We start from the raw sequence: 21,105 nt of genomic DNA on the forward strand, positions 1-21,105 counted from the left end.
AACCAGCGATGAGCAGCAGCTTCCACGGCAAGGCGATCGGCGTCCAGACCATCGGCATGACCATGCGTTTCGGCGCCTTCATGGCGCTCGACGACGTCTCCATCAAGGTGCCGGCGGGCTCCTTCCATGTCCTGCTCGGCGAGAACGGCGCCGGCAAGTCGACGCTGGTCAAATGCATGATGGGTTTCTACCACCCGACATCAGGCGAGATGCTGGTCGACGGGCGCGAGGTGGCGATCGCCAGTCCCAGGGATGCCTCGGCGCTCGGTCTCGGCATGGTCTATCAGCATTTCACGCTCGTCCCGTCGCTGACAGGCGCCGAGAACCTGGTCATCTCGCGCGAGAAGGTGCCCGGCGTCATCGACTGGCGCCAGGAGCGCACAGCGCTTGCCCAATTCATGGAACGCATGCCCTTCAAGCTGCCGCTCGACGTCAAGGTGGCCGAGCTCGCCGCCGGCGAGAAGCAGAAACTGGAGATCATCAAGCAGCTTTATCTCGGCCGAAATTTCCTGGTGCTGGACGAGCCGACATCCGTGCTCACCCCGGGCGAGGCGCAGGAAGTGCTTGGCCTGGTGCGCGGCATGACCAAGGCGGGCGATCTCACCGCGCTGATGATCTCGCACAAATTCCACGAGGTCACCGCATTCGCCGACGACATCACCGTGCTGCGCAAGGGCAGGCTCACCGGAACCGGCAAGGTCTCCGACCTCTCCCACAGGGAGATGGCGGCGATGATGATCGGCGACCAGCCGATCGCCGCGCTCGACAGCCGCGCCGAGCCGAAGCCGGACGCCGAGATCGTGCTCAAGGTGAAGGCGCTGAAGGCACCGGACCGCACCGGCCTCAAATCGATCAACATCGCGGATCTCGGCGTGCGCTCCGGCGAGATCGTCGGCATCGCCGGCATCTCCGGCAATGGCCAGAAGGAGTTCCTGGAAGTGCTGGCCGGGCAGCGCGCCCGTGATCAGGGCGAAGTCATCGTGCGCGGCACTGCCTATGCGGCGACACGCGCCGAGGCGCGCGCGCTCAATGTGCGCCTGATCCCGGAAGAGCCGCTGAAAAATGCCTGCGCGCCAAGGATGACGGTGGCCGAGAACATCGCCTTCCGCATCTTCGACGTGGACGGCAACGGCAAGCCGGTGAGCTGGATCAGCGCCGGCGCCATCAAATCCTTCAGCGCCCGCCTGGTCGAGCAATTCAAGGTCAAGACTGCATCGCTCTCCTCGCCGATCGCCTCGCTCTCGGGCGGCAATGTTCAGCGGGCTGTGCTCGCCCGCGAGCTGACGGGCGAGGTCGACCTGCTGATCGTCTCCAACCCTTGCTTTGGCCTCGACTTCTCCGCCGTCGCCGAAATCCGCGCCCGCATCATGAAGGCGCGCAACGCCGGCGCCGCGGTGCTCCTGATGTCGGAGGATCTCGACGAACTCCTGGAGCTTTCGGAGCGTATCCTCGTCATGTCCGACGGCGCGCTCGTCTACGAGACCCCGATCGCGCAAGCGAGCGTCCGGACGATCGGCGAGCACATGGCGGGGCATCACTGATGGCCGAGATCGCGGCACAGCCGTTCGCCTTTACGTTCAAGCCCGAAACGACAGCGCTCATCGTGATCGACATGCAGCGCGACTTCGCCGAGCCGGGCGGCTTCGGCGCCAGCCTCGGCAACGACGTCAGCCGGGTAGTGGCGATCGTGCCGACGGTGAAGCGGCTGATCGAAGGCTTTCGCGCCGTCGGCCTGCCGGTGATCCACACCATGGAGTGCCACAGGCCGGACTTGTCGGACCTGCCGCCTGCCAAGCGCGATCGCGGCAACCCGTCGATCCGCATCGGCGATGCCGGTCCGATGGGACGCGTGTTGATCGCGGGCGAGCCCGGCACCGCGATCCTCGAGGAGCTCGCACCGGCGCCTGGCGAGATCGTCATTGAGAAACCCGGCAAGGGCGCCTTCTACGCGACCCGCCTCGGTGACGACCTCAAGCGGCTCGGCGCGCGGCAGCTGGTCTTTGCCGGCGTGACGACCGAGGTCTGCGTGCAGACGACGATGCGCGAGGCCAACGACCGCGGCTATGAGTGCCTCGTCGCCGAGGATGCGACGGAAAGCTACTTTCCCGAATTCAAGGCGGCTGCGCTTGCGATGATCAGGGCGCAAGGCGCCATCGTCGGCTGGACGGCGACGACCGACCAGGTGCTCGAGGGAATCGCGAATGCCTAATCTTGCCTTTGCCGGGCTGCTTGACGGCGGCTGGCGCGATCTGGTGTTCGAGCCCTTCCGCGACGGCGTCACGGTGTACTGGCTTCTCAAGGGCGGCCCGGTGGAACCGTCGGTCGCGCTGCTCAAATACCAGCCTGGCGCCGGCGTACCGCGCCACCGCCATGCCGGGCTGGAAACCATCGTCGTGTTGGAAGGGACCCAGAGCGACGAGAACGGCGACTATCCGGCGGGCAGCGTGATCCTGAACCCCGTCGGCACCGAACACTCGGTATGGGCAAAGGATGGCTGCGTGGTGCTGATCCAGTGGGACCTGCCGGTGAGCTTTGTAGGGGAAGCGAAATGAGCGATATCCAATTCGACATCGGCAGTCTGCAAGCAGCCTACCAAGCCGGCGCTGGCATAGCCGACGTGATCGATACCGTGCTGGCCCGCATCGGGGCGGCTGGCGACCCCGGCATTTTCATCCATATCGCGACGCGCGCCGAGCTCCTAGCCGAGGCCGAGACGCTCGGCCCGTTCGATCCTGTGGCCAAGCCGCTCTGGGGCATCCCTTTCGCCGTCAAGGACAATATCGATGTCGGCGGCATGCCGACGACGGCTGCCTGCGCCGAATACGCCTATACGCCGGACAGGGACGCCACGACCGTGGCGCGCCTGAGGGCGGCCGGCGCGTTGGTTGTCGGCAAGACCAATCTCGATCAGTTCGCCACCGGCCTCGTCGGTGTGCGCACGCCCTGGCCGATCCCGAGGAACGCGGTCGATCCGAAACTGGTGCCGGGCGGCTCCTCCTCCGGCTCGGCTGTAGCGACGGCGCGCGGCATCGTCTCTTTCGCGCTTGGCACCGACACCGCCGGCTCCGGCCGCATTCCGGCCGGCCTCAACAACATCGTCGGGCTGAAGCCCACGGTCGGCGCGTTATCCACGGCAGGCGTCGTGCCGGCCTGCCGGACGCTCGACTGCGTCTCGGTGTTCGCGCTGACCGTCGACGATGCCTATGTTGTGCTCGGCGCCGCCTCCGGTTTCGATCCGGGCGACCCCTATTCGAGGTCGGTCCCCATCGCACCGCCGGCAAGCCGCCCGCCCGTGTTGACCGTCGGTGTCCCCGCCGGGCCGGACCGGAAATTCTTCGGCGATGTCTCGATGCAATCAGGTTTCGAGGCCGCGCTTGCCACTCTGGAGGCGCTCGGCGCCAGGCTTGTCGAGATACCGTTCGGCGACTTCTACGCCACCGCCGATCTTCTCTATGAAGGCGCCTGGGTGGCTGAGCGCTACGCGGCGATCCGCGACTTCTTCGAGGCAAATGAAGCATCGCTTCATCCGGTGACGCGCAAGATCATCGGCGGCGCCAGAAACCTGTCGGCCGCCGACGCCTTTCGCGGCCTCTATGCCTTGCAGGCATACAAGGCGCGGCTCGCCCCGGTCATCGCCTCCGTCGACCTTTTCTGCGTGCCGACCGCGCCGACCCACTACGCGGTCGATGCCGTGCTTGCCGATCCGATCGTCACCAACAGCCGGCTGGGCACCTACACCAACTTCGTCAATCTGCTCGACATGTGCGGCATCGCCGTGCCTACAGGCACGCGCGACGATGGCCTGCCGATGAGCGTCACCTTGCTGGCGGCCGCCGGGCGGGACGCCCTCGTCGCCTCGGTCGGCCGCGACTTGCACGCCGCGAGCGGCTTGGCTCTCGGCGCGACGGGATGGCGCCAGCCGCCTGCCCGGCTTGACGTTGCGCCGGCCAAGGACGGCATCGAACTGGTGGTGGTTGGCGCGCATCTTTCGGGCATGCCCCTCAATGGCCAGCTGAAGGATCTCGGTGCGCGGTTCTGCCGGGCGGCGAGGACCGCGCCCTCCTACAGGCTCTATGAGCTTGCGGGCCAAACCCCGCCCAAGCCCGGCCTGGTTCGGGTCGGCAGCAGCGGCGCGGCTATCGAGGTTGAGGTGTGGCGCCTCGGTGCCGACGCCTTCGGGCGCTTCGTCGCCGCCATCCCGCCGCCGCTCGGCATCGGCACTATCGACCTCGATGACGGCACATCGGCGAAGGGATTCCTGGCCGAGACCGCTGGCCTGTTTGCGGCGACCGACATCTCCGCCTATGGCGGCTGGCGCAGCTTTGTTGCCAAGGCGCACGATACGCGACGACAACTGGAAAGCATGCCTCCAGCGGAATGATGGCGCTGTCGGATCCCGACTGCGGCCGGCAGAGCTCAAGCCCTGGCCCGGCTGGAAGATTCCGCAGGTCCGCCTCAGGCCAGCTCGAACCGCTCCACGGCGCGCATGATGCCGCGCAGCTCGGCAAGACCCTTGAGCCGCCCGATCAGCGAATAGCCGGGGTTGATCTTTGTCTTGCCGATATCGTCTGCGAGCAGATGACCATGGTCCGGCCGCATCGGGATGCGCCAGTCGCTCCGGCCCTCCTTCCGCCGCCGCGCCTCTTCCTTCATCAGCGCCAGGATGACCTCGGCCATGTCGGTCGAACCTTCCAGATGCTCCGCCTCGTAGAAGGAACCGTCCTTTTCACGCGTCACGTTGCGCAGATGCGCGAAATGAATCCGGGGCGCGAACTCCTCGATCATCGCGACCAGGTCGTTGTCGGCGCGCACGCCGTAGGAGCCGGTGCAGAAGGTCAGTCCGTTCGACGGGCTGTCGACCGTCCCCAGGATGAAACGGGCGTCATCGGCAGTGGAAACCACGCGCGGCAGGCCGTAGAGTGAGAAGGGCGGATCGTCGGGATGGATGCACATGCGCGCGCCGACTTCTTCCGCCGCGGGGATGATCTCCTTCAGGAACCAGGCGAGGTTGGCGCGCAGCTCAGCCGGGCCGATCGCCGCGTAATCGGCGAGCGCATCGCGCATCGTCTCGCGATTGTAGGTGCGCTCGGTGGCCGGCAGTCCGGCGATCAGGTTGCGTTCGATCTTGTCGATGTCCTCGGCGCTCAAAATCTTGAGCCGTGCTTCCGCTTCCTGGAGTCGCGCCGGGCTGTAGCTCGCCTCGGCATTCGGCCGCTTCAGCACGAAGACGTCATAGGCGGCGAAATCGAGGGCATCGAAGCGCAACGCATAGCCCGTGGTCGGCAGCCGGTACATCAGATCGGTGCGCGTCCAGTCGACCACGGGCATGAAATTGTAACAGATCGTCGAGATGCCGGCCTCGGCCAGCGCCCGGATCGTGTCCCTGTACCAGCCGGCGTAATGCTCCCGTTCAGGCGTTCCGGTCTTGATCGAGTTGTGGACGGGAATGCTTTCCACCACCGACCAAGTCAGGCCCGCCGCCTCGATGATGCGCTTGCGCTCGAGGATGGCCTCGAGCGGCCAGGCGCTGCCGTCATAGATGTTGTGCAGCGCCGTGACGATGCCTGCAGCACCCGCCTGTTTAATGTGATCGAGCGTGACCGGGTCGTTCGGACCGTACCAGCGCCAGCATTGTTCCATGACTGCCTCTCAAAGCATTGCGATGCGCTTCAATGCATGTCGCCCAATGTGCGCGGCGGCTTTGGGAACCGGCATGCATCAAAACAAAGACGTAAAGCGCGTCAGCCGAATCTCAGCGCGGCGCGCTGTGGTTGCGATCGACCATATTGTCGGATGACAATGGCCGTCAAATCAGGTGATTCCGGCGCCTCGCGACTTACCGCCGACAGGCGCCTCGTCCTTTATTGCAGGAGTTTGTCCATGAACGATTTCGACGGCAAGGTCGCGCTGGTGACGGGAACGACCGGCATCGGCGAGGCAACCGCGCGCCGTCTTGCCGAAGGCGGCGCCGCGATCATCGCGCTGGGCATCGATCAAGCCGCCAACGCGATGCTGCAGGCCGAGCTCAATCGCGCCGGCGCCGCCGCGCTCGTGCTCGTCACGGATGTTGCCGTGCCCGACCAGGTCGAGAGGGCGATCGCCGCCGGCGTCGCGAAATTCGGCGGGCTGGACGCCATCGTCAATTCGGCGGCCGTGCATCCCTACGGCACGGCGACGACGACGGATTTCGAGACCTGGAACCGGGCGATGTCCGTCAATGTCGGGTCGATCTACCTCACCGCCCGTTTCGGCATTCCCGAAATGATCAAGCGCGGCGGCGGCGCCATCGTCAACGTCGCCTCGGTGCAAGGCACTGCCTGCCAGGAGAATGTCGCCGCCTACGCCACCACCAAGGGCGCCATCCACACGCTGACGCGCTCGCTGGCGCTCGATTATGCCCGAAAGGGCATCCGCGTGAACTCCGTCAGCCCGGGATCCGTTCGCACCCCTATCCTCGAACGGGCCGCCCGCGCCGACGACCCCAACGCGGATGTCGAAGCAGCCTTCAGGCGCTTCGGCGAAGCGCACCCGATCGGCCGCATCGGCGAGCCGGAAGAAGTGGCGGAATTGATCGCCTTCCTCTGCTCATCCAAGGCAAGCTTCTGCACCGGCGCCGATTACAGAATAGACGGCGGCCTTTTGGCGGGTATTGGCGTGAGATAGTGCATCGATCGCGATGAAGCGGTGGCGAGGCTGGGAGTGCTCTCCCTTGTGGCGGCGCGCGTTAACCGTCTATCGTGCGGCGACAAGAGCTGCCGGCCGGGTATCACGGCGGCGGATAAAGCGACGAAGCAGATTTCAGGACGAATGAAGTAACGCATAGCCAATGGCCGACAAATCGCAATTCGGACTGTCCGCTGTCGATACCGTTCCGCTGCATGAGAAAGTCTATCTGGAGCTCGTGCGGGCGCTGATGTCGGGCCAGCTCCAGCCGGGCCAGAAGCTGACCTCGCGCAAGCTCGCCAAGGAGCTCGGCACCAGCGACATGCCGGTGCGCAGCGCCTTCATGCGGCTGCAGGCGCTCAGGGCGCTGAGCCCGATGCCGAACGGCAGCGTCGAGGTGCCGACCATATCGGCCGATCGGTTCCGGCAGCTGACCGACGTGCGCACGATCCTGGAAGGCACGGCCACCGAACTCGCCACCAAGCTCATCAACGGCAACAATCTGCGCGCCATTCGCCGCCACTGCACCGAGCTTACCCAGGCCGCCCGCAGCGGCGACATCGACGACTATCTGCGCAAGAACCACGACTTCAAATTCTCGATCTATCGCCACTGCGGCAACGAGCAGATGATCTTCCTGATCGAGACTGTCTGGATGCAGGTCGGACCTTTCCTCCGCAACCTGCGTATCGGCTTCGAGGACAACCTCGCCGGCATTCTCGGCATCGACTATCACGAGGAAGTCGTGGCGGCGATCGAGGCCCAGGACGGCGAGCGGGCCCGCGCGGCCATCGTGCGCGACATCGACGAGGGTGCCGCGCACATTCTTAAGCAGATCAAGTTCCCGGAACTGCGGAATTAGGAAGGCCTTCGAGATTGGCGAAAGCCTCTCAAACTCTTCATCCACGGGCGCAGCGACGCAAAGCGGAGCGCAGACCCGAGGATCCATTCCGTGACATTGGTCGAGGAATTCAGCGGAGCAGAATTCTGCACCCCTATGGTCTGCGCCGCGTCGCTTCGCTCCTTGCTCCGCCATAGGATGAAGACGGGATGGGCGTTGCCGCCAATTCCAACTCCCGGCTTGGCTTTCTCTTTGCTTGTCGCTATTTTGCGATCGCAGATCGCAGAAAGTGGACCTGAAATGCCGCCCGATATCCCAGCTAGTGACTTGAAAAAATGAGGAAAAGCTGTTCGGCAATAGCCGAAATGGCCTTCATGAACTCACAAGCTGAAAATTGGATATCGTAGCCAACTGGCTACAGCACCTCAAGAACAGGGGCTGGAAATTGAGCGATGCGATTGCGGACGTTTTGAATTGGCTTGAAAGCAGGAAGGACATCCAGAGCCTCAGGGCGGCGGTGTGCGACCTGAACGGCATCATGCGCGGCAAGCGCATTCCGGTCGAGCAGGCGCGCAAGGCCCTCGAAGGCAAGCTGCGCATGCCTTATTCGGCCATCGGCCTCGACATCTGGGGCGAGGACATCGAAGGCAACGCCCAGGTGTTCTCGACCGGCGACGCCGACGGGCTTTGCCACTGGACCGGGCGCGGCATACTGCCGGTCGACTGGACGGCCCACCCGACAGCACTTCTGCCGCTCTGGCTGGCGGACGACAGCGGCGCGCCCTATCTCGGCGATCCGCGCCGGGCGCTGGCCCGCATCCTCGACCGCTATGCCGCGCTTGGCCTGACGCCCGTCACCGCGACCGAACTCGAATTCTACCTCGTCGATCCGACGTCGCAGCGTCCGGTTGGCCCCGTCTCGCCGGTCACCGGCAGGCGCCTCGATTCCGACGCCGCACTCTCGATCGATGAGGTCGACGATTTCGAGGCCTTCATCCACGATATCTACGAAGCCTGCCGCATGCAGGACATTCCGGTCGACACCGCGATCGCCGAGAACGGCGTCGGCCAATTCGAGATCAACCTCAACCATGTGCCGGACGCCTTGCGCGCCGCGGACGATGCGGTTCTCTTCAAGCGCACCGTGAAGGGGATCGCCCGCAAGCATGGCTTCGCCGCCTGCTTCATGGCCAAGCCCTATGGCGAACGGGCCGGCAACGGTTTCCATGTCCATTTCAGCGTGCTCGACAAGGACGGCCACAACATCTTCGACGACGGCTCCGACCAAGGCTCCGGCACCATGCGCCATGCGGTTGGCGGCCTGCTGGCCGCGATGGCGCAAAGCACGCTGGTGTTCGCCCCGCATTTCAATTCCTACCGGCGGCTGCGGCCGCGTTCCTATGCACCGACCGCGGTCGCCTGGGGCTACGAAAACCGCATGGTGGCGATTCGCATTCCAGGCGGCCCGTCGGTCGCGCGCCGCATCGAGCATCGCGTCTCAGGCGCCGACGCAAATCCCTATCTGGTGCTGGCGGCGATTCTCGGCGCGGCGTTGATCGGCATAGAGCGGCAGCTCTCGCCCGGCGAGCCGACCGGAGGCGAGGGCCAGGGGCTGCCGCTTGCCAAGCTGCCGCCGGACTGGGCCTCGGCGATCGCCGCCTTCGAGACCGGTCCGCGTATTGCCGAGATCTTCCCGGCCGTGCTGCGTGACGCCTTCATCGCCTGCAAGCGCCAGGAGTTGAACACTTTCGCGCTGAATGTCAGCGACTTCGAGATCGAGACCTATCTCGAGAGCGTTTGAGGCCGGCCGGTCAGGAGCCCAGCGGGCGCACGTTGACCGGCACACAGGACAACTATCCAGTCGAACGGACGGCATCCGTCGAATAGATTCGCGTCGTGGCGCACAAACAAAAACGGCCCGCGCGAGGCGGGCCGTTTGTATCTGGTTGCGGGGACAGGATTTGGCTTCTTTGTCCCGCGGCGTCGGCTTCGCCTCCTTGCGGGCCCCTGATGGCAGCTCAAATCATCCGGCCACCCCAGCAAGATACAAAAACGCCCGCACGAGGCGGGCGTTTTTGTATCTGGTTGCGGGGACCCGCAACCCCTTTTGTCATAACACCGTCAAACTGCTGGCTTTGGTCAGGTTTGGCGATTTCGAGGATGCCGAACAACTCGCCGCGTAGCTCGGCATGCACCTCCCCGCGCTTTTCGCCGGGCGTGAGCACGATCTCTCCGATCAAAGAGCGCAACGCCTCGGCGGCTGGACGTCCGTCCTCGTGGTCGGCGAGCGCTTGCGTGAGCTGCTCCACGCGCTTGCGGTAGAGGTTGGCAATGTTCGGATGCAGGTCGGGCACCTCGGTAGGCGCCACCGCCAGACGCGCTGTCATCTCCGCCTTCTGCCTCTCCAGATCTTCCATTCTTGCCTTCATCGAAGGTTGGTAAAGGCCATCTTCGATCGCGGCCATGATGCCGGCGATGGCACGCTCGATCTTGTCTAGCGCCTTGCGGTCTTGTTCGCCTTGCGCGCGACGCTCCTGGTTGAGGCGGTTGGTCTCCTGGGCATAGGCTCTGATCGCCTCGGCCACGGCATCGGCCGAGACCAGCCTCTCCTTCAGGCCCGACAGGACGCGCTGCTCGATCTTATCGCGGGTGATGGTGCGGCCGTTGTTGCAGATGCCCCGGCGCTGGTGGTTGAGACAGGCGTAGCGGTCTCGCGTGAACAGGCCGTAGCGCCCGCCGCAGCAGCCGCAGATGAGCAGGCCGGAAAGCAGCGAGACCGGCCGCTTCATGGTGTGCAGCTTCCTGGCCCGGGCCTTGCGGGTGGCGATCGCCACCGCCTCGAAGTGGCTGGCGATGGATCTCTGTCTCTCCTTCACGGCCTGCCACAATTCGTCGTCGACGATCCTCAGATGCGGCACCTCGGTGCGGATCCATTTGGCTGGCGGGTTGGCCCGCGATACACGCTTGCCGGTGGCGGGATCCTTGACGAAGTGTAGGCGGTTCCAGACCAGCACACCGGTATAGAGCTCGTTGTTGATGACGCCGGTGCCCCGGATTACATGCCCGCGCACGCTGGTATCGCCCCAGTGTCGGCCGAGCGGACCAGGAACGTTCTCTTTATTAAGGTCGACGGCGATCGCCTTTGGGCTCTTGCCGGCAGCGAACTCGCGAAAGATGCGGCGCACGATGGCCGCTTCCTCCGGCACGATCTCGCGGTCGCCGCGGATGGGCTCACCTTCGCTATCGAGTTCTTTTATTACCCGGTAGCCGTAGCAGAGCCCACCCCCGGCCTTGCCCTTCTCCACCCTTCCCCGCAGACCACGATGGGTCTTGAGGGCGAGGTCCTTGAGAAAGAGGGCATTCATCGTGCCCTTGAGGCCGACATGCAGCTCGCTGATCTCGCCCTCGGCCAAGGTGACGATGGCAACGCCGGCGAATCTGAGATGCTTGAAGAGAGTGGCGACATCTGCCTGGTCGCGGCTGATGCGATCGAGCGCTTCGGCCAGCACCACTTCGAAGCGGCCGCGCTGGGCATCGCGCACCAAATGCTGGATACCCGGCCGCAGCACTGTGCTGGCACCGGAGATCGCCGCATCCTCAAAGGTTCCCGACACGCTCCAGCCCTCCCGCGCCGCCTGCTCGCGGCACAGCCTCAACTGATCCTCGATGGAGGCGTCCCGCTGGCTGTCGGAAGAATAGCGGGCATAGAGTGCGACACGGGTCATGGCGGCAGATCCTCTCTCCTATTCCCGAGGGGCTTCCTCCCCCTGCCCTCTCACTCTCGGCGGTTCGGACGATTGTCGTTGCCCGCGACTCTCGCCTCGAATGCCTCTCGCGCCAATTGCCGGCCGATCAGCCCAGCGATATCCAGCACCACCCGATCCAGCCTGACCGCGTGCATGAGTTCCGGGCGACCTTCGGAGCCAGCGAGGTCGCCGTTGTCGTTTGCTGGAACCAAAGCCTGTGGCCCGGCGCTGGTTTCCTCTGACATGGCGGTCGCTCCCAATGGTGGATCGACCTGCCATCAGAGTCCTCCGAGCGCCGAAGGAAAGCGCGAACTTCATGTCGTAGGGTCACAGCGTGCAATGACTTGTGCCGTGCGGTTTCGTCTCTCAATCGTCAAGGGTCGGGCTGCAGGCGACAAGTGGTGAGGGGGCGGGTCACAAGACCACGACATCTCCACGGCATTCCGCCGCGTCTTCCTCCTTTAGCGCAGCGACAAGCTTGACTGCGGACTCCCAATGCCTAGCAACGTCGCTCCGCGTCCTTTCCCGGCTCGGGCGACCAACCGGGAAGTCTCCCGCGATCGCCTTTAAGTCACGCAGCACGGAAGCTATGTGCGGCCAGGGGAAGTCGGTAGGATCACCAATATCTCGATCAGCGCCGACGATCATTTCCAACTTGGCGATGGCGCCGAGAAGCGACGTCGCCGCGACATCAGGGATAGAATCCTGGAACTTGAGGGCTTCTGTCATCGCAAAGACCTCAGCCTCGCGCGCAACCGCATACTCCCGAGGACCGCCTTGGGTGCGCGCCGCTCGCTCTTGAACTTGCGTCGGTGAATCTGCGGCCAATACCTGAATTCCGGGATTGACCAGCCGGCTCTCCAGCCGCTGCTGCACGCGACATAGAAGCATGGAGACGTACCTAGCCATTTGCCAATCGCTCACAAGCAGAAGCGCGGGATCGCGTGGGGCCGCCGGTCGCAATTCCGGGTCGTTGCGGCTTGCGGCGAGAACATTCGGCTTTTTCGCTGCCACAGCATGGTCTCCTTCCGTGCGGCAAGCTTCGCTCAGTGGGTCCAATACCCATGAAGGAGCCGGCCTTCCGAATGTGATTTGTAGAGAATACTCCGTGGTGAAATACTCTGCAAGGCGCTGGTGTCGGATTCATGGAGATCCGAGAAGCGTTCGCGCAAAACCTAAGAGCCCTGCGGCGGGCTAGAGGCCTGTCACAGGAAGAGCTTGCGCACCGGGCTGGGATCGATCGCACCTATATCAGCGCTTTGGAACGCAACGTGTACAACGCGAGCATCGACGTCGTTGACCGACTCGCTGAAGTGCTGGGTGTGGAAGTCGCAGAACTGCTGAAACGAACCTCAGCTGACCCGCAGAGATCGAAGTCTGAGCCTGACGAATAGAGAAGTTGATAAGGTTGTCGGACCCATGGCCATGCGTCAGCTAATTCCCCGTATTCTGCGGGAGAACGGCCTGACGCAGGAAGACGTTGGAAGCGCGCCCTGGATTCAGTTCATAGGAATGACTTGGCGGAAGCCGCTCGCTCGCGCGCCATTCACAGGCGCTGTAGCGTGCGAGCGGCGAGCGGCTGCTTCGCGCCTCATTCCGGCTATTGGTGGCGGCCAGGTACTGTCCCGAAAGCCGACGCTAGCCGCGGTCGCGCCGAGGCTCACTCTCAACCCAGAAAGGGTTAGCTGCTTGCTCGGCTACCCAGGAATTTGGCGTACTACTCAGCCAATCTGCCAGCCTCGCGCCGTGTCGTCGCGAAGCCTGCCAGACAGTTGAGGTACTCATCCGTCAAGTCGGATACTGAGAAGGCAGCGGTGTGCTAGCTGTGAGCTTTCAGGACGTTGTCCATTCGGCCCCGACCGAGAAAGCAGAGGTTGTCGAAGCTTGGCGATTCTCGGAGGACCGTTAGAACGTCCATAAGAATGCCCGTCTGACGCCGCTGGGTCGAGAGGAGATGGCCCGCGACGTTGTTGAGGGCCGCCTTTCCAGAGCCAATGCGGCGCGGACATCGGCCAAGGTGGTGGCGCGCTTGGTTCCGGGTCGAGGGCAGCAGCTCGCGCGAGGCCGCAGTCATTCTCGGTTCTCGATGGCTAACTTGCAACCTTTGTCGCAGCGCTGGCGATGAATTCGGCCACGGCTTCCAGCTGCGAAAGCATTGGCACGTTGACGACCGGCAGGTGTCACAGCTTTCCTACTCCGTTGTGCTGGCCTTTTTCCTGCGCCGGTTGGTGTGCGACTGCGCGACGGCCAGTTTCAACTCGGGTGTGATCTCCACAGGCGCATTCTCTGCCCCATGTGGGCTCTGCAGCCCCTCGACGTGAACGGTCGGGAATGGCAGTTCGATGCCCTGTTCCTTGAAGGCCTGGCGGAGGCGTAAAAAGAATCTCCCTTTCATAGCGAAGGCACCTCCCGGTCTGGTTGTGACCTTGACCCTCAATACGATGCCATACTCACCGAACTCCTGCACGCCCTGCATCTTGATCGGTTCGATCACCCAGTTTTTAAATTCGGGATCTTCCGCCAGCTCCAGGCCTATCCGCTTGATCAGCTTGCGAGCGAACTCGATGTCGGTGTCATAGCCGACGGTGATGTTGAATTTGTCGGTAACCCAGTCACGGCTCTGGTTCTGGACGGCTCCGAGTTCACCGAACGGTATTGTGAACAGCGGGCCACGATGGTGGCGCAGCTTCACCGACCGCAGCGAAAAGCTCTCCACCGTACCCCTGTAGCTGCCCGATGAAATGTATTCGCCGACACGGAATGCGTCGTCGAGCAGATAGAACACGCCTGAGATCACGTCCTTGACGATGGTTTGCGCGCCAAAACCCACGGCGACGCCAACGACGCCGGCGCCGGCGATCAGGGGGCCGATCTGGATACCGACCGAGGCGAGCATCATCAGCACCGCCATGACGACGATCACTGCCAGTAGAATGTTCTGGATGATGGGCAAGAGCGTGCGCAGCCGCGCCTGCTGAGGATCGACGACCGGCATCTCCTCGTCGCTGATCACCGCGTGCTGCGCTTCGATGCCCAGCTTTCTCTCGATCAAGGCCTTGATGATCGACCAGCCGAAGTCGGCGGCAAGCGCAATGACAATGACATTGATCAAGCCGCGCAATATGAGCGTGGTCGTCGTGTTGCTGTCCTGCATCGACTGCATGTCCAGACCCCAGGCACGCGCAAGAAGGTAAGCCGCCGCCAGGATCAAGATCATCCGGACTGCGCGATCGATGACAGCGATCGTGACCGCCGGGATCGTAGGCCGGCCGGAATCTTCCGAACCCGGCCGCAGGACGAAATTGACCCCGCGCTGCGTCAGCACGATTGCGAAAGGCAGGAAGAATGCGGCGAAGGTAAACCAGAACAATATGGGAAGGCCGGCGATGCGCAGCAGGAACAGGACGACGAAGTAAGCAGTCAAAAACCATGTCGCTGCCGTGTGACCGTGCCCATCGTTCCGCTTTGTTCTTGGCCGACGCCAAACGGCAATCAGAAAGAGCAGCAGCAGCACGAAATCGGCACCTACCGACAGCACCAGCATTCCGTCCTGATCAATGCCGAGACCCGGCAAGAGGATGAACGCCGCGGCGAAGAAGGCAAAGACGCCGAAGATCCTGGGTACCCAATAGAACCAATGGTCGGCCGTTTCGTTGGTGACAGGCAAAGCACGAACCTCGACGGCGTTCTCGACCTGCATGAAGGAGGGGACGAGCAGGGCTGCGAGGTACATGCGCACAGCCGCTGTGGCGACCGCAGCCATCAGAAAGGTCAGCACGATCTCGCGGATAAGCATTGGCCAGTCAAACAAGATGAACGCGCCGGCGCTGCCCAGCGCGAACGAGAGGATCAGCAGGCTGGAATAAAGCGTGCGGCCACCAATCTTCTTGGCCCGCCCAATGGGCGTATCCTTCGATTGTGCGATGATCCACAGACGGAACGGACGGGTGAGCTTGTACGTTGCCCAAGTGAGCGCCAGGCCGGCAGCGATAAAAATCGCGATCAGCAAAAGCATGCCGGCGGGCCTCTTGCCGGACATATCCTCCATGGTCTCTGCCCGCACGCGCGCGAACTGGCCTGGCAGCGAGGGCAAGGTCCCCACGATTCTTTCGATATGATGCTTGATCCGATCGAGCGTCGAGGATGCCATCGTATTCATCCGGCCCGGCGCGGCCACGGCATCGGACGATGCGCCGGACGGCGAAGCTCCTGCCGCGGCAGGCGTTCCGGTCGGCCCGGCGTCCTGCTTTCGTTGCTCGGCCACCCAGGCCTTCACCGATGGATCGTCGAGAAGATCGAATAGCTGTTTGACCTTTTCAGGCGGGACGGTCGCCGTCGCCTGCGCCTGTGCCGGACCAGCCAACAAGAGGGCGATCCCAAAGACCAGCGGCCTGGAAATCAGGATTAACATCGCCGTCAAATCCCCGAGACGCCGTGCCAGGCACGCCGGATTCCTGGCGCCCAATCGTCGAATCATGAGTGGCATCGTGCTGTAACCTTCCGGTCAAATCGGCGAGCAAGAACCCGTATGCTCGCGAGCACTCCGATCGCACCAATCACGAGTTTATCCGGTGCCCTTTTGCCACCGACCGATGAGACCATCAGACTGATCCGCGTTGCTGGCACGGTCGGTGCGATGCGAGTGCTGAAAAACTTCCGCGACATCGTCAGGACACCAACATGCCAAGCTTCCAGGGGTGCTGGCCATCGCGCCCAAGGCGCAATCATTCGATACCTTGGTCTATGGTTTCCTACGTGGGAGATTGACCAGGCTGCACGTGTGGCAGCCCGCGCCGACACCGGCTAGCAACGAGATGCTGGCCACGGTCAATGCTTCGCTTGCTCTGTCGGACCAAACGGCAACAGGCTTAGCTCCGAAAGGCATAGCCCTGCTTTCGCGCAAGAAGTCGATCAACCGCGAGGTCATTTCCCCGGTCGTTGGCCAGTGCTTCCAATACTTCCGTATGTATCCAACCATTCAGTCGTCTAATCGTCTGGAGACAACTCGTTCCGTATCACTCTGGCGCAGTGTCAAACATTGGAGAAGAATAATGAAGCTCATCGCACTTGCTGTCGCGTCTCTTGTTGTTTCTGCCGGAACCGCACTTGCCGGCAGCGATCACTACGGGTCGGAAAAGGCGACTCCTGCCGACAAGTTGCATACCTCCTCGATCGAGATGATCGACGGACATGCCAAGCATGAAGCCGGTCAAACGGTTCGAAAGCCGGTCACGCCTAACGACAAATATGGACAGGGTATTTGGGGGCGGTAGACCTAAGGCAGCTAAAGGACCGCTCGGTCTTTCTCTCAGATCGAGCGACTCAACGATAGAAGAGGCCTGGGCTTATAGGGCTCCGCGCCGTGCATTCGCCATTGCGTCCATAACCGACATCCTCCAGGCACAAAAATCGAACTGCTGCCAAATCGAGGCGGCAGTTACCATCGATGGCACGCGCCGGCCTCATGGCGATTTCGACCGTCTGTCCCAGCCCTTCATTGCGGGAACAATGGACCAAGGTATGGAACGCACGCTTCCTCGGCACGATGGCGCGCACCGCGCAAAGCCCGGCATGGTTGGATCTCTCTAACGCGACAGAAATGGAGAACCGGAAATGACACCGCGTCCAGCTCTTTCGAAGGCGCTGCACATCCTCCTGAGGCTCTGCGGCATTGACATGGCTGCGCCTCGGGCAAGGCGCAGCGGCAGCGCTGCCCAGTTTGCTCGCGCGAAGGCTCAGCGAGTTTACACACGCAACGGGGTCAGAATGTCCATCTCTCCCAGAGATCATCGGGACCGCGAGTAGATTCACTCCCATGTAGCGGAAGGTAGCCGGTCAAGGGGTGTTGGCCGACAGCCATACCATGGCGCCAAGAGCCAGCGACGCGATGAGCGGTGGACATTCGACCTATACACCCAAGACCGGGATCGGAGCGGTGCTTGGGAAAAACAAGGTGGCCCCGATCCTGGTCGGGAAAGCTCGGATCGCACGAGGTCCTAGCCGGTGCCGCACCGCTCATGTGATCGAGCACGCAGCCTAGGGCGGCCTCGTTAGGCTCGGAATTAGAAGCAGTGGTTGAGGCTTTGGTCGAACAGGATTGGTCATGAACTGGTGGATCGCTCCTCCTCTCTACATGGCTCTAGTGGGCGTCGCCGGAATTGTTGTCTGGTGCGTCATTCCGCGGAGTCTCCCCAACACAAGGCTGATCGTTCAGATTGCCTTCTTCCTTGCAATGTCGGTTCTCCTTCTGGACGGTGCCGTCGTCCCGTACGAGCTAACCCGGAGCGGAGAGACAACGGCCCGAGCGATACTCTTCGGGGTGGCGAAAGTGCTCTGGTGGGTTCATCTTGCGTGGGCGCTGATCGGTTTCGTCCGCATCTTTCTCGTCTTCGAGGGGAAGCCACGCGAGGCACGGCTCCTGCAGGATCTCGTCGTCGGCGTCGTTTATGTTGGAATGCTGCTGTCGGTCCTCGCTTTCGTCTTTGGCGTGCCCGTCGGAACCCTCATCGCCACCTCAGGTGTCTTTGCCATCGTCCTGGGACTGGCCCTGCAGAATACACTGAGCGACGTGTTTTCGGGCATCGCTCTAAACCTCGGGCGGCCCTATGTGCTTGGGGACTGGATCGTTTTGAGCGACGGCACCGAAGGCCGTGTTGTGGAAACCAGTTGGAGATCGACCCAGGTGCTCACCTGGGCACACAACGTCGTTGCGCTTCCGAATAGCTTTCTGGCCAAGCTTGGGCTGACCAATGTGAGCAGGCCAGACGAGAGCCACGGAATTGCTTTCACCATAAGAATCGCACCCACCAAAATGCCGGCCATCGTCGTGGACGTGATGCGAACGGCCCTGCTGAGCTGCAACTCCATCTTGAAGGTACCGCCGCCCTTGGTGGTTATTCGGGATTTGAACGCAGTGGCGATCGAGATCGATCTGCTTGTTCATGTCGAGAATATTGGCCGACGAATAGCCGCGCGGAACGAAGTCTTCGATCTTGTCTACCGCCACGCCAAGTCTACCGGCCTGCTGCTTGCGGCACCTCCCTCGTCGATCGCCGTGAGCAACCTGCCGACCGAAGAGACGGCGAGGCCACCAAGCGTCACCCCGATTGACCTCATAAGGGCCATACCGATTTTTTCGGCGCTGACGGACGACGAGCAGGAGGCCCTTGCCGCGACGACCTCGGTTCGCACCTACCGAAAGGGCGACATCATCGCACGACAGGGAGAGATGCTGCCGTCGCTCATGATCGTTCGAGCCGGTATCGTCGCCCGGCAACTGGGCGAGGGCGATGCCCGCATGCAGGATATCGGTCGCCTCGCGCCCGGCGACTTCTTCGGTGAGACAGGGCTGCTGGCCGGCATCGGCGAGACGTCGACATTGCGAGCGCTGACCCATGTCGTGGTCTACGAAATTGACCAGAAAAGCTTCGCTCCCTTGCTGCTCGCCCGGCCCGAAATGACCGAAGATCTCGCGGCGGCACTGGTGACCGGCATGTCAACTTCAGGCGAAAGCAGCGCTCTGGAGCAGCCACACGCGAGCTCGAGATCCACACTAGTCAAAGCCATTCAGACGGTCTTTCGCGACCTTCCGCTAAGCCGCCTTTTGGATATCGAGACTCAGGCCTCACAAGAGGGGAGGAAACGATGATCATCCCACGGAGCGAAACACGCAGTTTCAGGACAAGAATAATTGCTTTTCTCATGGATGGGTGCGGATGGCGCGCGACTCGGCGAAGGTTAAATCATCGCGAATGTCGAGACGATCTGGCTCATGGTGCAACTTGCAACCGCCTGCTACCGGACACGGAGGGCGCTGTTGCATATTTCCGTGGGGTGCCCATTTGCAAGCCGCTCGGCCTTTCACAAGGCAGGTTGATCGATCTGCTCGGCGTCGAGTTCCGACCGTGCTGCCGGCACTCGCAGGATCACGGTCGTGCCAGCCCCCAGGACGCTCTCGATTTCGACACTTCCGCCGCGCTCCGCGGCGAAATGCTTCACCATCGGCAAGCCTACACCGCCCAAGCCCTTGCCCTTCGTGGTGAAAAATGGCTCGAAGGCACGGGCAACGGTCCCAGGGGTCATTCCGATACCTCTATCGGCGATGCGAAGCTCGATAAAGGGTGGCACGGCCATGAACGGCGGCGGCGTCGATCGAGATCAAGCCGCCGCCCCGCATTGCGTCACGCGCGTTGAATATGAGATTCAGGATCGCATTCTGCAGACCCAGGCGATCGCATTTCGCGCGAAGCAGGCCGGATCCGACGCGGACCTCAGGCTGGATATGCGGCTCGCAGGCGCACCGGGCGAGGGCCTCGACCTCGGTCAGGCAAGCACTTACGTTGGTTTCCTGAACCTCGCCATGGCTCTGTTGAGCCCTGCTGATGGTCTCCCGGACAAGCGCGCCGGCTTGCAGCAAGGCTGTCTTGGCGCTGCCTATCACGGGCTCAAGCGCTGGCGCCACCGAGACGCCAGGATCCCGTGCGATGCGGCTTAGCGCGGATAACGCGATCTGGATAAGATTGCCCAGATCGTGAACGGTGCCAGCTGACGGCTGTTTTGTTTGCAGTTCGTACCGAGCGGCTTCGACGGATGAGTCACGAACATACTCGCCCGCTAGCTAGGTCGCCTTTTGTCTCTGCATGTAGCATCTCAGCTCCGTCTGTTCAGTAGCGGCCTCTGTCTTCAGGGACGCTATTTCGACGGGCCTTTGCCATCGATTGGATCGAGGGAGAGGGCCGACCATACTGCGGTATATATCGTTGGATTAAGCCGGTTCGATCGGTGTCTGGACTTTACTGAGTTGATCGTCCGCTTGTCCGATTCCTGGCCGACAATGCCCCGCAGTATTGGCCCATGCCGCCCGCTCCGCCCCTGACCGATTGATGCCTCGTGCGCTAGCCTTTGCCTGTCGTCGGCTAGGACTCCCCGTCTCCGAATGCATCCGCCCTAGACCTTCGCATCGGAAGACCGATGCCTCCGTAGAATAGTTTAGCAGGCAAGCTCGAAGCATTCTTCCGTGCAACTGGTCACGTTCCGGTCGCAAAGGAGAAGGAAGTGCGAAGGATTACGAGAATTCTGATGCTCGCCGCGGCGTTTGCCGCTTCGGGTGACGCCACGGCCCAACCCGCGGGCCAGCGGGTCAAGCCGACAATCGTGCTGGTGCATGGCGCTTTCGCCGAGTCGTCGAGCTGGAACGCGGTGATCGCCGATCTCAACAAGGACGGCTACACAGCCATCGCCGCGGCCAATCCTCTTCGCAGCATCGAGGGCGATGCAGCGGCGGTTTCAGCCGTCATCCGCTCGATCTCCGGACCGGTCGTGCTGGTCGGCCATTCCTATGGCGGGCCGGTCATCACCGAGGCAGCCAACGGAAAGAACAATGTGAAGGCTCTCGTCTACGTGGCCGGGTTTGCGCCCGAAACCGGCGAGTCCAGCCTCACGCTCTCGGCGAAGTTCCCAGGCAGTACGCTGGGCGCCGCTCTTCTTCCAGTGGCGCAAGCCGATGGAGGCCAGGACCTTTATATCCAGTCGGAAAAATTCCACGAGCAGTTCGCAGCCGACGTACCGTCGGCCGAAACCAGCCTGATGGCGGCGACCCAGCGTCCCGTCGCCAAAGCCGCTCTGGCGGAGCCATCCGGTACCGCTTCATGGAAGACGATTCCTTCGTACGCAATCTATGGCTCAGCCGATCGGAATATCCCGCCTGCGGTCATGAAGTTCATGGCCGAACGCGCGCATGCCGTGAAGACCGTGGTCGTCGAGGGTGCTTCCCACGCCGTGATGGTTTCGCATCCCGACGAGGTTGCCGCGCTCATCGAGGACGCTGCTTCAGCTCGGTGAAGAGCCCGTAACGCC

The 21,105-nt window shown here is 62.7% G+C and carries 18 protein-coding genes and 1 pseudogene; 13 read left to right on the plus strand and 6 right to left on the minus strand.

Features of this window, described 5'->3' with window-relative positions; all coding sequences use genetic code 11:
• Nucleotides 1-8 precede the first annotated feature (8 nt).
• From RFM98_RS19115 to atzF, 4 genes are read left to right on the plus strand one after another with little or no spacing between them, the layout of a single operon-like run.
• A complete protein-coding gene (locus RFM98_RS19115) occupies nucleotides 9-1,541 on the plus strand; it encodes an ABC transporter ATP-binding protein (protein WP_320310334.1) in 1,533 nt (510 codons plus the stop codon).
• Nucleotides 1,541-2,209: a cysteine hydrolase family protein gene (locus tag RFM98_RS19120; RefSeq protein WP_320310335.1), complete on the plus strand. Its 669-nt coding sequence runs from the start codon at nucleotides 1,541-1,543 to the stop codon at nucleotides 2,207-2,209. The genes RFM98_RS19115 and RFM98_RS19120 overlap by 1 nt, the downstream gene beginning before the upstream one ends.
• Nucleotides 2,202-2,552 (plus strand): cupin domain-containing protein, encoded by a 351-nt coding sequence (locus RFM98_RS19125; protein WP_320310336.1) that lies wholly within the window; start codon nucleotides 2,202-2,204, stop codon nucleotides 2,550-2,552. Before RFM98_RS19120 ends, RFM98_RS19125 begins: the two co-directional genes overlap by 8 nt.
• Nucleotides 2,549-4,381 carry an allophanate hydrolase gene (gene atzF, locus RFM98_RS19130; protein ID WP_320310337.1) on the plus strand — a complete coding sequence of 611 codons (1,833 nt, stop codon included), beginning with the start codon at nucleotides 2,549-2,551 and terminating at the stop codon, nucleotides 4,379-4,381. The genes RFM98_RS19125 and atzF overlap by 4 nt, the downstream gene beginning before the upstream one ends.
• Nucleotides 4,382-4,455: 74 nt before the next feature.
• Here atzF and uxuA read toward each other — a convergent pair whose 3' ends face one another.
• Nucleotides 4,456-5,640, minus strand: coding sequence for a mannonate dehydratase (gene uxuA, locus RFM98_RS19135; RefSeq protein WP_320310338.1), 1,185 nt, complete (start codon nucleotides 5,638-5,640; stop codon nucleotides 4,456-4,458).
• A 240-nt stretch (nucleotides 5,641-5,880) separates the two neighbouring features.
• On the opposite strand from uxuA, the gene RFM98_RS19140 reads away from it, so the two are divergent.
• The 3 genes from RFM98_RS19140 (at nucleotide 5,881) to RFM98_RS19150 (ending at nucleotide 9,305) form a co-directional block, all read left to right on the plus strand.
• Nucleotides 5,881-6,663, plus strand: coding sequence for an SDR family NAD(P)-dependent oxidoreductase (locus RFM98_RS19140; protein WP_320310339.1), 783 nt, complete (start codon nucleotides 5,881-5,883; stop codon nucleotides 6,661-6,663).
• 163 nt (nucleotides 6,664-6,826) lie between these two features.
• Complete coding sequence (locus tag RFM98_RS19145) at nucleotides 6,827-7,525, plus strand: GntR family transcriptional regulator (protein WP_320310340.1); 699 nt, start codon at nucleotides 6,827-6,829, stop codon at nucleotides 7,523-7,525.
• A gap of 424 nt (nucleotides 7,526-7,949) precedes the next feature.
• Nucleotides 7,950-9,305 carry a glutamine synthetase family protein gene (locus tag RFM98_RS19150; protein WP_320310341.1) on the plus strand — a complete coding sequence of 452 codons (1,356 nt, stop codon included), beginning with the start codon at nucleotides 7,950-7,952 and terminating at the stop codon, nucleotides 9,303-9,305.
• 217 nt (nucleotides 9,306-9,522) lie between these two features.
• On the opposite strand, the gene RFM98_RS19155 is transcribed toward RFM98_RS19150, so the two are convergent.
• The 3 genes from RFM98_RS19155 to RFM98_RS19165 form a co-directional block, all read right to left on the minus strand.
• Complete coding sequence (locus tag RFM98_RS19155) at nucleotides 9,523-11,229, minus strand: recombinase family protein (RefSeq protein ID WP_320310342.1); 1,707 nt, start codon at nucleotides 11,227-11,229, stop codon at nucleotides 9,523-9,525.
• 50 nt (nucleotides 11,230-11,279) lie between these two features.
• Nucleotides 11,280-11,495, minus strand: a complete 216-nt coding sequence (locus RFM98_RS19160; protein WP_320310343.1) for a hypothetical protein — start codon at nucleotides 11,493-11,495, stop codon at nucleotides 11,280-11,282.
• Nucleotides 11,496-11,664: 169 nt separating this feature from the next.
• A complete protein-coding gene (locus tag RFM98_RS19165) occupies nucleotides 11,665-12,264 on the minus strand; it encodes a hypothetical protein (protein ID WP_320310344.1) in 600 nt (199 codons plus the stop codon).
• Nucleotides 12,265-12,395: 131 nt separating this feature from the next.
• On the opposite strand from RFM98_RS19165, the gene RFM98_RS19170 reads away from it, so the two are divergent.
• Nucleotides 12,396-12,644, plus strand: coding sequence for a helix-turn-helix domain-containing protein (locus RFM98_RS19170; protein WP_320310345.1), 249 nt, complete (start codon nucleotides 12,396-12,398; stop codon nucleotides 12,642-12,644).
• 536 nt (nucleotides 12,645-13,180) lie between these two features.
• Nucleotides 13,181-13,285 (plus strand): annotated as a pseudogene (locus tag RFM98_RS19175) (IS481 family transposase); the annotation flags it as partial.
• Nucleotides 13,286-13,441: 156 nt separating this feature from the next.
• Here RFM98_RS19175 and RFM98_RS19180 read toward each other — a convergent pair.
• A complete protein-coding gene (locus RFM98_RS19180; protein WP_320310346.1) occupies nucleotides 13,442-15,661 on the minus strand; it encodes a mechanosensitive ion channel family protein in 2,220 nt (739 codons plus the stop codon).
• A 403-nt stretch (nucleotides 15,662-16,064) separates the two neighbouring features.
• Between RFM98_RS19180 and RFM98_RS19185 the strand changes: the two genes are divergently transcribed.
• Together RFM98_RS19185 and RFM98_RS19190 are read left to right on the plus strand one after the other, a co-directional pair.
• The gene (locus RFM98_RS19185) at nucleotides 16,065-16,523 is read left to right on the plus strand and encodes a DUF680 domain-containing protein (protein ID WP_320310347.1); all 459 of its coding nucleotides are present in this window, start codon (nucleotides 16,065-16,067) and stop codon (nucleotides 16,521-16,523) included.
• An 830-nt stretch (nucleotides 16,524-17,353) separates the two neighbouring features.
• Nucleotides 17,354-18,898, plus strand: coding sequence for a mechanosensitive ion channel family protein (locus tag RFM98_RS19190; protein WP_320310348.1), 1,545 nt, complete (start codon nucleotides 17,354-17,356; stop codon nucleotides 18,896-18,898).
• A gap of 212 nt (nucleotides 18,899-19,110) precedes the next feature.
• Here RFM98_RS19190 and RFM98_RS19195 read toward each other — a convergent pair whose 3' ends face one another.
• Complete coding sequence (locus RFM98_RS19195) at nucleotides 19,111-19,383, minus strand: ATP-binding protein (protein WP_320310349.1); 273 nt, start codon at nucleotides 19,381-19,383, stop codon at nucleotides 19,111-19,113.
• Here RFM98_RS19195 and RFM98_RS19200 point away from each other — a divergent pair.
• Both RFM98_RS19200 and RFM98_RS19205 read left to right on the plus strand, forming a co-directional pair.
• Nucleotides 19,382-19,744, plus strand: coding sequence for a hypothetical protein (locus RFM98_RS19200; RefSeq protein WP_320310350.1), 363 nt, complete (start codon nucleotides 19,382-19,384; stop codon nucleotides 19,742-19,744). The two genes, RFM98_RS19195 and RFM98_RS19200, sit on opposite strands and share 2 nt — an antisense overlap.
• 584 nt (nucleotides 19,745-20,328) lie before the next feature.
• Nucleotides 20,329-21,090, plus strand: coding sequence for an alpha/beta fold hydrolase (locus RFM98_RS19205; protein ID WP_320310430.1), 762 nt, complete (start codon nucleotides 20,329-20,331; stop codon nucleotides 21,088-21,090).
• Nucleotides 21,091-21,105 lie beyond the last annotated feature (15 nt).

This window comes from Mesorhizobium australafricanum, assembly GCF_033977265.1.
Taxonomy (GTDB): Bacteria; Pseudomonadota; Alphaproteobacteria; order Rhizobiales; family Rhizobiaceae; genus Mesorhizobium; species Mesorhizobium australafricanum.